The organism is Prosthecobacter sp. Pr1 (assembly GCF_057652315.1).
The window spans coordinates 177,088-195,732 of record NZ_JBYFBS010000007.1 but is presented as its reverse complement, the minus strand read 5'-3'; the positions used below and the strand labels follow the sequence as shown (position 1 = coordinate 195,732).

Sequence of the window (18,645 nt, the reverse complement as noted above, 5' to 3'; positions counted from 1 at the left end):
ATTGGCGCAGGTCCGCTCGGCCAGACGGATCTGATCCTGACGGGTGCCGTGGATCTCTCCGGGGCCACTTATCGCGCCCTGAGTGTCGCGGGCACGGATCGCATCGTGACGCTCTCCGGCGCCATCAACGGAGCCTCCATCCTGGTCAAGACCGGCGTGGGCATCCTGCGCCTGACCAATGCCAGCAACAGTTCCAACGGCATCGCCATCAGCCAGGGGACTCTGGCCCTCAGCAGCACTGGCGTCATTCCGGGCACGATCCTCCTCAACTCCGGCACGCTTGCCGGTTGGGACCGCAACTTCACGGTTGCCAATAACATGCAGTTGATCCAGACCAGCACGATCGACGTGGGTGCCTCGACGACGCTGACGAGTTCTGGCGTGATCAGCGGCGACTTCACCTACGTTGGTGCGCAGACCGGCCTGACGAAGACCGGCCTCGGCACCCTGGTGCTGAGCGGCAGCAACACCTACCTCGGCACCACCTCCATCAACGCAGGCATCCTGAGCATCAGCAGCGATGCAAACCTTGGCTCAACGGGTGGTCTGAACGTCACCCCTGGCGGCATCACCTTCAACGGCGGCATTCTGCGAGTTACTGAAGACATGACCACGAATCGTGTCATCACCATGACCGGTGCAGGCAGCATCAGTGTGAAGGCGGGCAAGACGTTGATCATCAACAGCATTACCGGCAACAATACTGGCCTACTGACCTTCAATGGAGGTGGCACGGCGATTCTTAATGGCAACCAGACCGGCCTCAATCTTCATGACAGCATCGCCATCAGCAACGGCGCAACGGTGATGACTCAGGCAACAGGGGGTACTCCATTCGGTGATGGTGCGGCCAACACTGTCACCATCAACGGCGGCTCCCTCCGTGTGAACACCAACGGACCAGGCGCAGCCTTCGTCATTCCGGCCGTCAACTTCACAGGAGCGGCCTACCTCCGACTCGACGCACAGATGGGCAATGACATTCAGATCACCGCCACCACTCTCGCCCGCGTGGGATCCGGCGTTCTCACGATTGTTCCTGGAGTGGATGGCAACGTCGGCAACACTGCCGGTGCGGACGCACGCGTCCTCGGGACGACCATCCTCGGTCAGAGCACCACGACCGTCGCGGGTCTCGCGGCCCTGAACAACTTAGGCACTGTTTCCGGGATCAATGCCGAGGTGACCGCCGCGTCCATCCTGCGTCTGGCCTCCAGCACGGATGCAACCGCGAGCTTCGTCCGCTACGATCCTGTGATTGGATTTGTGACCTCCATGGGTGCGAATCCGCTGACCAACACCTTCGCCGGTTCCACCGTTTCCAGCGTCGTCGACATCAATACCGCCACTGTCGTCACTGGCAAGGCTGATACATTTGGTGTCCGCACCTCGGCCAGCATCAGTGGAGGCACGATCAGCATCCTCTCGCGCAACACCAATGAAATGGGCGGCCTGCTCATCAATGGTGTGGGCAGTGCGGCTCCGAACATCAGTTCCAACATCTTCATCAACCCCTTTGGCGCCACGGGCGGCGTGAACGCGGGAGAAGGCATCATCTACGTCAGTGGTGGTTACCTTGGCACCAATGCGGCCACGATCAGCGGCAACATCACGGCGAAGAACTTGACCATCGGCGGGGCGGGAGACCTGATCCTGTCTGGCGTCAACAACATCTTTGGCAACATCACGGTCAACGAGGGTTTCCTGACCATTGCCAACGCGGATTCCCTTCCTTCGCTTACCGGGGGACTGGTGCTCAACGACATTGGCAACCTCGACCTCAACGGCATCCGAGTGGTGACAGCGGGACTGTCCGGCACTGGAGGCACAGTGGGCAACCAATCGACCACGTCCAATGGCGTGCTGGTCGTCAACAGCATCAATAACACGACCTTTACCGGCAACATTGTCGATGCACTTGGCGCGGGGACTAAGACGACGAGGCTGGTGAAGAATGGTTCGAGCACACTGACCCTTGGCACGATCACCAGCACCTTCACTTATGCAGGTCAGAACAGCTTCACGGGTGGTGTGAGAATCAACCAAGGTCAGCTGACGGTGCAGGATCCGTTCGGTCTTGGCGGCGCGGATCCGCTCGTCGTGGGCGGCACCAACTACAGCACCCCAGGCACGGTGACTGTGAACGGCGGCATTCTGGCGCTCAACAGCAATGGTGGCGGCCCGAACGGCACCATCATCTTTGGCAATCCGAACACCAACGGCATCAACGTTGTGGCGGCCGGGTTTGCCACGATCAATGTGGACCGGGTGAGCGCGAACACGGGCAACCAAATCCAGATTGGCGACCTCGACCTCAGCGCTGCGACCCTGACCCTGACCGGCGGCAACAGCTACTCCCTGCGGGTGGCCGGCACGACGACCATTGGAGGATCTTCTTCCAACATCAACACCTCCACAGGCGGCACGACTTTTCTTGAACTGGCCGGGCCGATCGTCGGCGCAGGCACCCTCAACAAATACGGCGGCGCCACCACCGGCTACGGCACGCTGCGGATCTCCGGCACGGCCAACACCTACACCGGCGGGACCAATGTGCTTGCTGGTGCACTTCAGATTACCGGGACCACAGGCACGCCGCTGGGCGGCACGGGCAGCGATGCGCTGATCAATGTCAATCCGGGCGCGGCTCTGCGCATCGCCGGCAACGGCAGCCTTGGTGGTGTTGCCCTCAATGGCTTGCTGCTCAACAGCAATGTCAACAGCCTGCCGGCCATCGTGCTCGACAGCGACTACAACCCCGGCACGGGCTTGAACGCGCAGATCAAGCAGCAAGGTGGCTTCGGCGCCGCCCTCCAACTCGCGGTTCCTACGTTCACCACGGCGCTTAATTTGTCAGACATCGGCAATGGACGTCTTTTCCTCGGTGGTTACTTCAACAATACCGTCGTCGAATACATGGCTCCGACACTGGGTGTCGGCGCGGACAACACTTATCGCTTGGGTGGAAACAACGGCGGCACGCTGGCCCTCTCCGGCGCGGACAATGTGCTGACTGGCACCGCCCGCCTCATCGTCGGCTCCCAGTTGAGCAATCTCCAAGGCAGCGCCATCACGAACGGTGGCGGCACGCTTTCCATCCGCAACTCCAATGACTTCAGCGGCGGCACCACCATCAGCAAGGGTTCGGCCGTATCGATCGAAGTCGGTGCGTTGGGGCGGACCCCGCTCGGAACGGGCAGCGTTGAAGTCTATGGCACCATCCAGGTCGTCGCGCCGGTCACAGGGATCGCGAGCGCGTCGTCGTTCTACAACCCGACCACCGGCTTCAACAACAACCTGATCACCCTTCGTCCCGGCGGTCAGATCCGCATCTTCGACCAGCTCGGTCGCGAACCCAACGGCCAGGGCCGCTGGGCGGATGCCACAGGACAGGACCTGAACGGCGGCACTTTCCGTTTCGATGGCGTGGCCAATGCCCAGTCCTACGAACTCGTTGGCACCTTTGGAGTGAACAAGGGATCCACCGTTACGGTGGTTCGGCCGGCCGGCTCAGGCTCCACCACTTTGGAAACTGCAGGTCTGACCCGTGGCTCGAATGGAACTCTTGGTCTTGCGACTTCTGGTGTGGGCACCCTTGGGATTCCAAACTACGTGGCGACGACCGGCACCACCACCGCCAGCACGACAGTTACCGTCGCTTCGACGGCGGGAATGTTGGTTGGTCAGGCGATTTCTGGCGCCGGGATTCCTGCGAACGCCACGATCACGGCCATCACCAACGGCACCACCATCACCATCAGTGCTGCTGCAGTTGCTGGCAGCGGGGTGATCACCAGCGGGATTGCGCCAACCTCGTATGACCGGCTGCTCGTCACGTCTGGTGTCGCAGTCGCTGGGACAACGGCCAACGGAACGGGTGTCATCAACGGTGGCATTGCCCCGGTGTGGATCGTGGATCGGACCAGCAACTCCTACGTGGGATACAATCCAACGGCGGCCACGACAGGCTTCCAGACTCTGATGATCCCTGGTGCCGCCACTCTGGGTGCCGGCCAGCTGGGTTACAGCTCGGTCAGCACGGGTGGTACGATCGGCGCGCTTGGTGCCGGCACCACCTTGGATGTGCGTGCGGCGGCCACCTTGTCGGCCAATTCGACTGTCTATGCTCTTCGCAGCGGCTTCAACATCACCCCGACGGCTGCCTTCAACACCATCACGTTTGACAGCGGTGCGGGCAACCTCGGCGGCGGCCTGCTGCTGACGGGCGGCACCATCAACCCCGTCCAGACCGCTGGCACGACCAATGGACCCATCACCCTGCCGATGACCCTGGCCTTTGGAGCCAACGAAGCCGTCATCTATGTTGGTGTGGCCACCAGCGTGATCAATGCGCAGATCACCGGCAGCAACGGCCTGACCAAGTTCGGCCCGAACCAACTGACGATTTCCTCCAGCAACCCAGGTCTGACTGGCACGATCACGCTGAACGAAGGCACCCTGCTGCTGCAGAACCCGGTTTCGAATTCCGGCGTGGCCATCGCCAGCACGACCAACGGCCAGGACATCATCATCAACTCCGGCAGTCTGGTCATCGACAGCCTGCTCTCCAACGACGCCGGGCGTGACTCCAACCTCCCGAGCGGCGTGCGTCTCACCGGCAACCTTGGCAGCAACGTCTTCGTCAATGGTGATGCGAGCATCACCAGCAACAACCAGGGGACCATGCAGCGGATCAACAACCTGACGATTGCCGATCTCGGGGCCAATTCACCGATTTACCTGAACTTCTCGCAGAACGGCATCACAGTCACCGGCACCACGACATTGGGAGCCAACAGCAACTTCATCGGTTCCTCCTTTGGTGCAGCCAATCAGAGCATCCTTGAAGGCCTGGTGGTGGGCGGCGCGAATGGCAAGCTGGTCAAGTATGGCAACGGCGGCCTCTTCCTCGCCAACGGAGCCAACACCTTCGGCACGAACGGCCAGATCGGGCTGGAAATCTGGGCCAGCACCCAGAACACCGCGACCAGCATTGTGGGTTCCACCTCGCTCACCGCAGGCACCGCGACCACGGGCGTGTTTGGTGTGGGTGACATTAACATCCTCGCTGGAGCACAGCTCCGCCTTGCGGACATCGGCAACATCGCCTTCCAGAAAGTCACCGCTGTCAGCGATGACTGGGCCTTTGGCGGCATCGCCTTTGGCAACAACAACAACGGCACCGCGCTGACCCAGGCCAACATCCTTGCTGTGCTGACCACCGGTCCTGCGGCCGACGGCAAAGTGCAGTTCAGCACCACGGGCTCCAGCCTCGGCGTCATTTCCCTCGACAACGGTGTGCAGTATGGAGCGCTCGACATCGGCGCGATGGAAACCGCTCTCAATCAGAGTGGGACGGTGGAACATCTCTGGCTCGGCACCTCGACCAGCGGCGCGATCAACCAATACTACTTTGCCCCGACGCTGGGTGCCTCCACGGACGGCGTCTATCGCTTCGGCGGCGGCGGCAACCAGGGAACCATGCAGATCGGTGTGAACGCGTTTGAAAACGTCCTCACGGGTTCCAACTCTGTCCAGATCGGGGCCATGGTGGCGGGCAACGCCTATGCCAACCAGCCCGTCATCAACGGCAACACCAACATCACGCTCAACACCCGGAACAACTACACCGGCGACACCTGGGCCAACCGCAGCTCGACGCTGAACATCGGCAACAACTTCGCCCTGGGCAGCGGCAAGCTGATCATCAACAACACCACGGACGGCGGTTTTAACATTGGCCAGGGACAGACGGGTGCAGTGAGTGCTGGTGGCATCAGCCTTCTCAACAACGTGGATCTGGTGGCTGACTTCCGCTCGGCCGGCACGAACTTCGTGCTGCGCGGCAACGTCAACCTCACGCCGGCTGGCGTGGGAGGCACCCGCACGATTGAAAACACGGCGGAGTTGAGCATCCTCGGCGTGATCAGCGGCGTGGACGGCAACCTGATCAAGAGCGGCACCAGCAACCTGGTGCTCAATGGCATGAACACCTACACTGGCACGACGACGCTGACGGGCACCTCTGTCAACGGCAACCAGGCCCAGGCGGGCATCCTCTATGTCGGCACAGACGTGCTGCCGAACGTCGCTGGCGCCCTCGGCAACACCGACTCGCCGCTGTTCATCACCAATGTCGCCGCGGGCTCCGTCGCTGCGACCACCTTCGCCGCCCTGGGCCTTTCCGGGCAGATCACTTTTGGTCGCGACATCATCATCAGCAACCCGAATGCCGGGTCGAACATGTCGATCTTCAGCAACTCGCTCTACGGGTCGAAGATCACCGGGGGCATCGGCATCGTCTCAGGGAGCGCGGACCGCACCCTGACCCTCTTCGCCATCACCAGTGGCCGCCTTGAACTGCTTGGACCGATTTCCAGCAACGGCAACCTGCACAGCATCCTCATCGGCAGCACCGCGACCACCGGACAATTGGGCAACGGCGTGGTCTTCATCGGAGCGGATCCAAACGGTTACTCGCAGAACACCTACACGGGCAACACGACTCTGAACAACGCCCGCGTGGTGGTCGGTGCCAATTCCTACTACTCGGGTGCGCCAAATGCGCTGACCATCATCAGCGGTCCCTTCGGTACCGGCACGCTCACTTTCGGCTCAGGCAATAACAACGGCGGCACCTTCATTGGCTCGAATGGCGCAGACCGGATCGTCCCGAACGCTCTCGGCACGCTCAGCACCGCCGCCACGCTCTCGATGACCTTTGAAGGCCGCGGCAACCTGACCTTCATCAACACGGCGTCGACGTGGAACCTCAATTCCGACGCGACGCTGCGCAACCGCAACTTCGTGGTGAACACCACGCAGGGGGCGATCCAATTTGATGCTGGTTTCACGGCAAGCGGCGCAGGGGGCAGCAACCTGCTCAAGCAAGGCCCCGGCATTTTGGTGATCACGGGCAACAATGCGGCCTACAACAAGACCACTGCGGACGCCAACTATGGCACTTCATGGTTCATTGATGCGGGCATGCTGCGGGTGACCGCCGACATCAACCTGGGTGATACCACGCCGATCGCTGTCGGTACCTCCACCGCTCACACTGTGGCCGGCCTGCCTACGGACGTGCGTCTGCGCGGCGGTGTGCTCTCCGTGGGCGGTTCCTTCACCACCTCCCATCAGCTGATCCAGACTGCGGCCAGTGCGATTGGCGTTTCAACTGGGTCCACTTTCGGAGTGCCGCTGCCCATCACCGGTGCCTTCGGCCTGACCAAGCTCGGCGGCGGCACTCTGGTGCTCAATTCGACCGTGAATGCCAACAACAGCCTGACCATCGGCGGCATCGGCAGCAGCGGAACCGTGATGACTCAGATGACGAGCGGCACGCCGTTCGGCACAGGCGCGATCACCCTTACCGACGGCACCCTGCAGCTTCAGGGCACGGTGGGGACAGCCCCAGTGGGTGTCACCGCAAGCGCACAGACGGCGGTCAGCTACATCCTCACAGTCAGCAACGCTGCGGGCATCGTCCCTGGCATGACCATCGCTGATTCCACTAATCCCGCCAATATCACGGCGGGAACGCTGGTCACAGCGGTCAATGGCAACGTCCTCACCCTGAGTGCTCCGACGGCGGGGATTGTGGCGGCGTCTGATGCGCTGACGTTCGGTGTCGTCAACCAGGCCCTCACGGTGACCTCGATGACCTACAACGCAGGCCGCGTCCAGTTGACCAAGGGAACCGGTGTGACTTCCGCGCTGACGGCGACGGCGCTGACCCGCGGCACCAACGGCATGCTGACGATCATCTCTTCCGACCTGGCTGCGGATCTCGGAGTGAATGAGTTCTTCAAGGTGACGAATTCTGCGCCGGCCAATACGGCGAGCGGCGGTGGATTCATCCTTGCCACACCTTCCATCGTCGGTCGTTCCTCGACGGGTGCGGACACCAACTCACTGAACTTCCTGCGCTACGATGCCATCAACGGCTTCCTCCTGAACAATGCCACCACGGTGGGTGTGTTGAGTGCCTCGGCCGCGACCTCGCTGGCCGACATCACCAGCGACCAAATCGTGGACAACAGCACCATCGATGTGCTGGACCTGCGTACGAACAGCAACATCGCCGCTGGTGGTGGCTCCTCGCTGCTCCGCATTGCGGGTGCGGGCCTGATCATGAACGGCGGCGCAGTGACGTCCGCCGGCCAGACTATCAGCAGCAACCTGCGATTCGGCACGGGTGCGACGCCAACGGAAGCTCTCGTATTTATCAGCGGCGGTCAGACCAGCGCCTCCGTCATCTCCGGCAACTTTGAAGCCACCGACTTCACCAAGGCCGGCGCGGGCACCCTGCTGCTCTCTGGCACCGGCAACATCATGGCTCCGCAGACCACCGGCCTGCGCAACCTGACTGTGCAGGAAGGCACCTTGCAGTTTGCCAGCGCCAGCGCAGTGCCTTCCAGCGGTCTGGTCAACCTTGTCATTAACAGCAGCGCCAATGGCCTTGATCTCAACGGTCAGAACGTCACCATCGGCGGTCTGTCCGGCGTCGGACGGGTGACGAACACGGGCTCCTCCTCCACCCTGACGGTGAACACTGGCATCGGTCAGAGCACCACCTATCTTGGAACGATTGATGGCAACGTCGGCCTCACCAAGTCAGGGAACGGCACGCTGACCCTCAATCAGGCCCCCATCGCGGATGGAGCTCCGCTGGCCAACACCTACACCGGTGGTACGATCATCAATGCGGGGCGTGTCACCAGCGCGAACGTCGTCGCCCCGGTCAGCACCGGCACACTTGCCGTGCGCAACACCCTTGCGCTCGGGACCGGTCCCATCACCCTCAAGGGTGGGATTCTTGACCTCGCAGCCACATCAGCGGCTGGCTACGCGGCGGGTGAAGTCACGGACAACATCGCCACCATTCAGTTTGGCTCCGGCAGCGGCTACAACATCATCGTCGACCAGTTCAACAGCTTCGGCAACGGCTCGACCTACGCCAATACGACTTCCACGCTCTCGGTGGGTGTCGCTCCCGTGGCTTGGTCGTTGATCAACAACGTGACGCTGAACGCTGCGGCCCTGAGCTGGACTGGCAATTCCACGAACGTCCAGATCAACGGCATTCTCGCTGTCAATGCGGCCGGTGAAACGACCCTCAACACGGCTGCGAATGGCGTGATCAGCGGGCAGATCGCGGCTGCGGGCAAGACTCTGGTGAAAATCGGCGGTCAGACCCTCTTCCTGACCAATGGCGACAGCGGTGCCGGTGCTAATGCGGTGGGCGCTTGGAAACTCATGGCTGGCACGACGGAAGTCCGCCTCTCCAACGGGGCCTCCAATCCGCTTGGAGCCAGCGCTCCGATCACCCTGAATGGAGCGACGCTTGTCATCAGCCATGAAGGTGACAACACCGCCAACATGCAGGTGCTGACCACCTTTGCGAACAACAACCTGACCATCGGTTCGACCGCCACGCTCGGCGGCGGCAGCTACATCGGCAGCGGCGGGACGGCTCTGAATCTGACCCGGGCATCTTCCGCTTCGAACAAGACTGTTCAGTTCGGCACGCTGGCCTTCGGCGGACCTTTGGGCTCTCCTCTCCTGACCCTCAACAACGTTGCGGACAACCAGCAGCTCTCGTACAGCTTCACCGGCCTGAGCTTTATCAAGGATGCCGAGATCACCAACAACAGCCGCACAGGCGGCAACGGCAACGTCACCATCAATGGACCGGTAAGCGGCAACGGCACCCTTTTGAAGGGCGGCGGTGGCGGTCTGTTCATCAACAGCGACAACAGCGCCACCTTCAAGGGCGGCTACGTGAGCAATGGCGGCACCACATTCTTCGGCACCTTCGAAGGCAATGTGATCACCCTGAGCGACACCCCCGGCATCGCAGGACTCGTGGCCACTTCCAACCTGGGAGCCGGCAACACCCTCATCCAGCCGGGCTCCGCCATTCAATACAACAGCACCAGCAACATCGCCGTCGGAGCCGGCAGCATCGACCTGCGCAGCAATGCCATGGCGAACTACGGCATCCTCCGCATGGCGGCCAATGCACCGCTCTCCGACTTCAAACTCCTCATCGGCAACCTTGGTGGCCCGCAGAACACCTCCTACTTTGGCCTGGCCGGCGGCAATGGGCTCAACGGTGGCGGCAAGAACGCCGGTTCGGCGATCATTGCGCTGAACACGGTCTACACGCAGACGATCAATCTCGCGAGGATCGGCGACGGCACCGCCTTCCTCGGCAGCACTCAGAACGGTGTGGGCCTGAACGGCAGCTACAACGCCGCCACCCTCGGTGCCGGCGCTGGCAACGCCTACCGCCTCGGTGCGGGTGGCAGCATTCTCTATGTTTCCAGTGACATGGCCAACAGCAACGTGCTCACCGGAGCGGGTGCGGCTCTCATCGTCGGCCTTCCCCACACTGGTATTAACGGGGACAATATCACCGCCGGCAACGGTCGTGGCACTGTGGTCCTCATGACCGCTAACAACTACACCGGCAGCACGGTGGTGAACCGCGCCAGCACGCTGGAATTCCGCGGCAGCCTGACGACGAGCAGTTTTGACACCTGGGGCATCCTGACGGCCGGTGGCCTGGGCGGCACCTTCCTCAATGCGGCTGGCACAGCCATGCTGGCCCCGGTCACTCTGCGCAACACCTCGGAAGTGCGCTTCGACTACTCCACCGGCCTGCTCGCCACCACCAAGCTCGAGGGTTACGGCGGCCAGGGCCGCTGGCTCGACACTCAGGCCGTCGACCTCAACAACTCCACGATCCGCCTCATCGGCAACCGCGACATCGAAGTCACGGAAACTGTCGGTGACATCACCGTGGGCAAGTTTGGCCAGCTCGTTGCCCAGCGCGACTTGATCGACCGCACCGTGAACCTCATCATCGGTGGCGGAGCCGGCGCTGACATCACCCGTCTCACGCAGACGAACAACGGACTCGCCATTGCCGGCAACGCGGCCTCGCTCCAGATCAACCCGGCCAACGGCGGCGTCCTCGGCAGCGATGAGCGCGTGAAGCTCTTCAGCGGCATCGGGGCCAATGGCCTCGTGGCTCTCGGCGGCATCACCAATGGCATGGTGGCTCCTTGGATCGTCAACGCCACGGATGCGCAATTCCTCACCTACACGGCGGATAATGGTTTCGTGAACGCAGGCTTCGACCGCACTTCGGCCGGTGGCAACATCGCCGCCGCCGGGCAGCTCATCGGTGCCAATGACCGCTTCCTCCTCAACACGGCGGTTCTTGTCTTCAACGCAGAGGGCCTTGGCATCGGCCTGGATGTCTATGCCGGCCGCTTTGACACGGGCATCACCTTCGGCAACAACAACAATGCAGCCGCCACGGACCGCATCCGCCTCCAGAGCGGTGGCTTTATCAACCCCAATGCGGCAGTCCAGATCTTCACCGGCATTGAAGTCGGGGTCGCAGGCAGCGGCCTGAAGGAGTTCAACATTTACAACCAGAACACCGTCACGATCGGCACGATCACGACCCAGACGAAATCCAGCACCCTGCCGGGATTGTCGCCTACGACCACGGGTCAGATCACGAACGCCAGCAACGTTGTCAAGCAGGGGGGCGGCACCTTGGTCATCGACTCCCCGCAGGCCAGCTTCAGCGGCAACTGGATCGTGAATCAGGGCAGCATTGCCTTCCGGTCCGCGACGGTGCAGGCCAACCTCGGCGGCACGGCCACCCTCTCGCAGATGAACGCCGGGACCAACGGCCTCGTGGTGATCAATAACCACGGCGGCCAGCTCCAGCTCCGTTCCGATACCGCCAATACGGTCTATAACCTCGGTCTCGTCATCGGTGAAGGCAATGCTCAGGCCACGATCAACAACGACCGTGCCGCAGCCACCACTGGCACTTTCCTAAGCATCCTGACTGGCGGCATCCGTTTTGGTGGCTCTCCTGGGGAGCAAGGCCAGACCTTGTTTGTCAGCAACGCCGGTAACAACGTCGCCATCCAGGTGAACGGCCCGCTCGTTCTTAGCGCGGCCACTCTGGAAGGTGCTCCGGCCTATAACTACATCCGCCAAGATCCCAACCTGACCGTATACGGCCAGGTCACGGGCGGTGCGACCTTGGTCCACTCCGGCGGCGGCACCCTCGAGCTTGGCAACGGCTTCACCGCATTCAACAACGGCATCAACACCTTCACTGGTGGCCTGCAGAACGTGCAGGGTTCGATCACGGTGCGCGGCACCACCACGGGCACGCCTGCCAACTTCGCCACGCTCTTCAGCGGCATCAACAATGGCGGTATCGGTGCAGGTGATGTGACCCTGTATTCTGGCATTCTTAATCTGCGGATCGACGGAGCGAACACCACCACCCGTGAGCGCTACGTCGTTGGCAACAACGCTGCCGGCAACAACCTGATCATCAACGGCAGCAGCACGATCGATGTGAACAGAAACATCGCCAGCACTGCGGCGAACAAACTCCTTGCCTTCAAGGATCTCACCATCGGCAGCTCCACGCTGACGGTGACTGGCGGCAACACTTACGGCTTGGAAATCAACGGCCTTACCAATCTGACCGGGACGCCGACGCTCAATGTCAGCAGCGCACCGCTTCTTCTGAACGGTGTCATCAATGACGGTGCAGGTTCAGCTCCAGGCAGCATTGGCCAGGCCATCATCAAGGGCGGCGGCAACGACCTCTGGCTCAACAGCGCCGCGAGCACCTTCGGCGGTCTCTATGCCGGCACGGTGGGGGCCAACGGCCTCGGCATTGTGGTCAACGGCGGCCTGCTGCGCTTTGGTGACGTCAACAGCGAGAACGGCACGTTCCTGAACCTGAGCGCCATGCTCCGCGGCAGCACGATCCGGATCAATCCGACCGGCAACATGTATCTGACCAACCTTGCCAACATCAATTTTGGCACGGGTCAGCTGCAAGTGCTGGGATCCGGAGTGCAACTGGCTGTCCTGCGTTTTGCCAACGCCGCCCTGAGCCAATCCTACCTCCAGAACGCCATCAGTGCTGATTCTGAAGGCGTGATCGGGCTGGACGTGAACAACGCCAACAACTTCAATCTTGCCACCATCGGCAACGGCAAATTCTACTTCGCGGCGACGGGTGCGGCCCGCAGCTACACTGGCACCGCACTTGGTGTGGGAGCCGGAAACATCTACCGAATTGGCGGCAATGGCCAGACCCTGACACTCGACTCCACTGCCGCAGGGTTGATGGGCGTGCTCGTGGATGCTGGCGGCACGAGACTCCTCGTCGGCGGGCAGGCGGCCAATGTGAACGGCGGCATCGACAGCCAGGATCTCTTCACTTACACCGGTGGCACGATCATCAGCCGCAGCTCCTCCATGGTCATCCGGCAGAACGCCACGGCGACCGCAGGACCTCTGGGTGTGGGCGGGGCGGTGGACATTTTTGGCACCCTGCAGGTTTACGGCAGCGCCACTCTGCGCAACGTGAACGGAACGGCCAACGCCTACGCCGTCAACCTCCACCCCGGTTCCGTGCTCTGGCTCGACAACGATGCCACCAACCTGACGGATCGCTGGGATGACAACACGGCCATCAACCTCAATGGCGGACAGTTCTACTTCCGTGCCCGCAACGACGCTGCCGTCACGAGCACGGAAACCGTGGGAGCCATCAACTATTCCAGAGGCTCCTCGATCCGTATTGACCGTCGGATCACCAACGGTGTGGCGCAACTGACCGTGGCCAGCCTCAATCGCGCTGGCGTGGGAAGCACACTCTCGATCGTGCCCAATGGAAACTTCCTTGGGCTCAACACTGGCAACGATGAGACGGAACGCTTGTTTGTCTCGGCATGGAATCTCACGCCTCCGACACTTTCGGGAACGGTGAACCGCAATGCGACCCCGGGCTTTGCGGCCAACGGGATCCTGCCTGCTTATTACATTGATGCGACGAACAACACCTTCCTGAGCTATAACTCGACGACCGGCTTCCAGTCCGTGCAGAGCACGCTGACCCCCACAACCAATCAGGTGGCCTACAGCAACATCTTCGCCGGTGGTGTCTTCAGCACCAACACCAATGCCAGCAGCGTGGTGGACATCACCACCGCTGTCGTGACGCTGACGCAAGATCAAACGGTCTATGCATTGCGCACCGCTTTCGGGATCAACAGCGGTGTGGGTCAATACAACACCATTACCTTCGCCGACGGCGCTACGGATGCAGACCGTGGCGGCCTCATCAGCACGGGCACGACCACCATCGCCACCAACCTGAGGTTCGGAACCACCGGAACCAAGGAAGGCATCATCTTCAATCCTGGCACGACCACACTCACAGGTGACATCTACGCGGGCAGCATCGTCAAATTCGGTGCTGGTGCGCTTGTGATTGGAAAGGATCAGACCGCAGCCGCCAACGGGACGGGCTTCTCTGGCAACTGGACGGTCAACGGCGGTGCACTGACTCTGAACACCTTCGGCGCATCCGGTGACGGCGGCACGATCACCCTCAACTCCAGCAGCGCGAACACGGCCTCCGGGACCACGCTGAACCTGCTGGCGCAGCCCGGCAACTCGCTCAACGGACAATACACGATGGGCCGCATCATCGCTGTGGACAACACGATCATCGTGTCGACGCCGAACCTGACTGACAGTGTCGTGGGCATTAGTGACCTTGAGTCCTTCTCGACAGACACGACCGGTCTCTCACCGGCCCGCCTCCGTGTGCAAACCGGCAACACCCGTTCCGTGTTGAATGCAGGAACGCTTTTCCTCACCGGCGCGGGTAACTCAATCCTCGACATCAACGCGGGTGCTGTGAACAACCAGATCACCTCTGGTGCCACGGGTTCCGGCCTGAACGTCCTGGGCCTCAACGGCAGCCGTGACCTCATCAAGTGGGGCAACGGTTACCTCTGGGTCGGCGGCAACAACAGCACCAGCTTCACGGGCAATGTGAGCATCGAGGAAGGTGCCATCGGCGTGACCAACGCCAACGCCTTCGCCAACGCCTCCACGAGCATCACGGTCAAGCGCTACGGTGTGCTGGACATCCTGACCACCGGCTTCACCAAGGCTACCGCCGCCGTAGCCACCGCCGGCTCGATCAACTATGAGGCCGGCTCCATCGAACGCTGGAGCGTGGACAATGCCCGCAGCGGCACCATCAACCTCGGCGCCGGCTCGCTCCAGGTGAACGCCGACCAGAACACCACGGTGGCCACCATTCTGATCAACGGTGGTGCCATCGAAGGCTTCCTCCGCACGGATGACGTCTCCAGCGGCAACTCTGGCACGGTCTTCCGCACCTTGGGAGCCGGTGTGAGCATCAGCCTGCTGGGCAACTCCTTCGTAGGCCAGAACGCCTTCACCGATGGCCCGAACGGCACTGACAACGGACGCACGACCACCCTGACCACTGGCGTCGGCTCCGACACCAACAACAGCAGCGAGCTGACCGATACCGCCCGTGGCGCGATTCTTGAAATCAAGGGTAACATCAGTGGCGCAGGCAGTCTGACCAAGCAGAGCATTGACACCGTCATCCTCTCGGGCACGAACACCTACAATGGTGGCACCAACATCGCCAACGGCACCCTCCGGCTCGCTTCGGCCGCCGCCCTGCCCACCGGCACCAACGTCACCACCTCCAGCCGCGGTGTCCTTGATCTTGGCGGGTTCAACGCCTCCATCGGCAATCTCAACTCCTCGGTGATCACGGGTGCGGCTTTCAGCAGTTCCAGCGGTTTCATCACCAACAGTGCCACGGTCATGAAGACCCTCACCGTCACTCCGACGACGGACAGTTCCTACAGCGGTGTCGTCCAGAACAACATCAACGTCGTCAAGAGTGGCACCAAGAAGCTCATCTTCACCAACCTAAACACCTACAATGGTGACACCACGGTGAATGGCGGTGTTCTGGAAGTCAGTCATGTCACTGCTGGCGTCATTGATGGCATTTCCGGCACCTCTTCGCTTACAGTTGCCAGCGGAGCCACATTCAACCTGCTGACCGGCACCACTGGCGGTGTGCTGACACTGGCGCCTTATACCGGCACCATCCTCAATCTCGCAGGGGGCAGCCGCCTGGGTGTCGAAGTGGGAACCATCGGCAGCAGCATTCTGCTGAATGCCGGAGCGATGGCGTATGTGACCGGCAATGTCACCGTGGACGCCTACTTCCTCAGCGGGCAGACGCCGGGGGCCACCTCCACGATCCTCGCTGCTGCTTCCGGCGGCCTTGTGAACGGCACCAGCAGTTCAGGAACTAGTTCAGGAACTTATACCGTGGGCAACCTTTACAACGTCACCAATTTCAAGGTCACCAGCATCACTGCCACGGACACGCTGGTGTATTTCAACACTGCACCGACGACAGCGCTCACGGCGGCCTACTGGACGGGTGGCTACAGCGGTGCGGCCAATGTCTGGGCGGTTTCCAATGGCTCCACGGCCAGCAACTGGGCGACAGATCTGGCCGGCACCGCCACGGGACTCGTTCCTAACGTCAGCACGGATGTGTTCCTCTCCGCCACCGTTAACTCGAACCAGAGCAACATGGTTCTGGGCGCCAACATGAGCATCAAGAGCCTCACGGTGAACGCACAAAGCACCGGCAGTGCGGTGGTGCTGAACAGCGACGGTGGTTACACCCTGACCATTGCCAACGGCATCACCACGGACGCAGGATCCAGCGCCGCGACGATCAACAGCAACGTGGCCCTCAGCGCCGCCACCGCCACCATCACGGTCAACTCGTCCAACGCGCTTGCCCTCAATGGTGGTGTGAGCGGCACGGCCATCACGAAGGCAGGTGCCGGCACCTTGGTTCTCGGCGGAATCAACACCTACACCGGTGTGACCACTGTCAGCGCTGGTGTGCTGAGTGCTGCCAACAATCTGGCGCTGGGCACGACGGCAGGAGCCACCACGGTCTCCAGTGGAGCTTCTCTGGAACTACAGGGCGGCATCAACATCGTCGGTGAGGCGCTGACCATCAATGGAACGGGTGCCTCGAACAGTGGTGCCCTCCGCAACCTTAGCGGTGACAACATCTACAATGGCACCGTCGCCCTCGGCAGCGCCTCGACCATCCAGTCGGACGCAGGAACCCTGAGCATCAATGGCGGCATCAGTGGTGCTTTCGGCCTGACAGTATCAGGTGCCGGAAACACGGTGATCAACGGGATCATTGGCACGGGTGCCGGCACTCTGACCAAGAACGACTCGGGCACACTGACCCTCGCCAACGCCAACACCTACACTGGTGCCACCAGCATCAACGGCGGCACGGTGATTGTCTCCAATGCCACAGGTCTTGGAACGGTGGCGGGTGGCGTCACGGTCGCCAGCGGGGCTACGCTCAACATCAGTGGTGTGACGGTGGCTGAAACACCGGTGAATTTGAACGGCACCGGGGTAGGTGGAAATGGCGCACTCACCGGCACCGGAGTGTCTGCCGTAACGGGTGGATCGGTCGTCCTGCAAAGCAGCAGCTCCATTGGAGCCACCAACGCCACGGACGTTCTGACAATCAGCGACGTGATCTCTGGTTCTGGCATGAACCTGACCAAGGTCGGTGCCGGCACGGTGATCCTCGCTGCCGCCACGGCTAACACCTATACTGGCACAACAACGGTTTCGGGAGGCACCTTGCAGCTCGGCAACGGCGGCACGACCGGCGCACTGGACATTAACAGCACGGTTAGTGTCGGCACAGGTGCGGTCTTTGCAGTCAATCGCAGCAATGCCGTCGCACAGGGCACTGATTTCAGCGCCAGCACCATCACGGGTGCGGGTGGATTCGCCCAGACCGGCACGGGTGTCACCACATTGTCCACGACTGGCAACAGCTACTCCGGCGGCACTGCGGTCTCCAACGGTGAGCTGCGTGTCACAGGCAGTCTGACGGGAGCCGGGTCGGTGATTGTGGGTGAAAGCGGTGGTTCGCTGACCAACGCGGCAGTTCTTGCAGGTGCTGGCGACGGCACCACCACCGGCGTCATCGCTGGTGCGGTGACGGTGGGTGGAGTGAACAGCGTGGGCATTCTCACTCCTGGAGTCACCTCCTTGAATGCAGACAAGGGCACTCTGACGATCACGGCTGATAACACAGCACTGACGGTGGCCACCGGTTCGCAGATTCAGCTGGGCATCACCACTCCGACCACCGCTGCGGTGACAGACTACAGCTACACCTTCAACATCGGTGCCACCACCTACACCAACGCCAAGGACTACTTCGACGCTTTGGGATCAGGTGCAGACATCTACACCAAGGGGGCACCGACATCCTCCACGAATCATGACTTCATTAATCTCAGCGGCACTAACAGCACTCTGAGTGTTGGCAACCGTGCAGGCGCCGCCTGGGGTCAGGGAGCCATCGTGGTGAACTCGGTCGGCAGTGTTTCAGCGCAGCAAGGCCAGGTCTTCAACCTGATTGACTGGAGCGGTGCCAACCTGAGCGGTGGCTTCAGTGTCGGGGCTTTCAACACCTACGATGCAAGCACCAGTGTCATTGCCGGCGATCTCGATCTTGCAGCGCTTGGTGCAGGACTGGCATGGGATGTCAGCGCCTTCAGCACCTACGGCGTCATCGTTGTGGTGCCTGAGCCTTCCCGGATGCTGTTCCTGATGTTTGGTCTCCTGGGCCTCTTCTACAACCGCCGCCGCCGTTACAGCCGCCTGTAA

The 18,645-nt window shown here is 61.6% G+C and carries 1 protein-coding gene (only partly in view); it reads left to right on the top strand.

The genetic code is table 11. The annotated features are described in order from the left end of the window. Positions 1-18,645 carry the 3' portion of a beta strand repeat-containing protein gene (locus AC24GY_RS14125; protein ID WP_487684026.1) on the top strand. Its footprint begins 15,999 nt before the window's first position, so only the last 18,645 of its 34,644 coding nucleotides appear in the window; its start codon lies off the left edge, out of view; it ends in the stop codon at positions 18,643-18,645.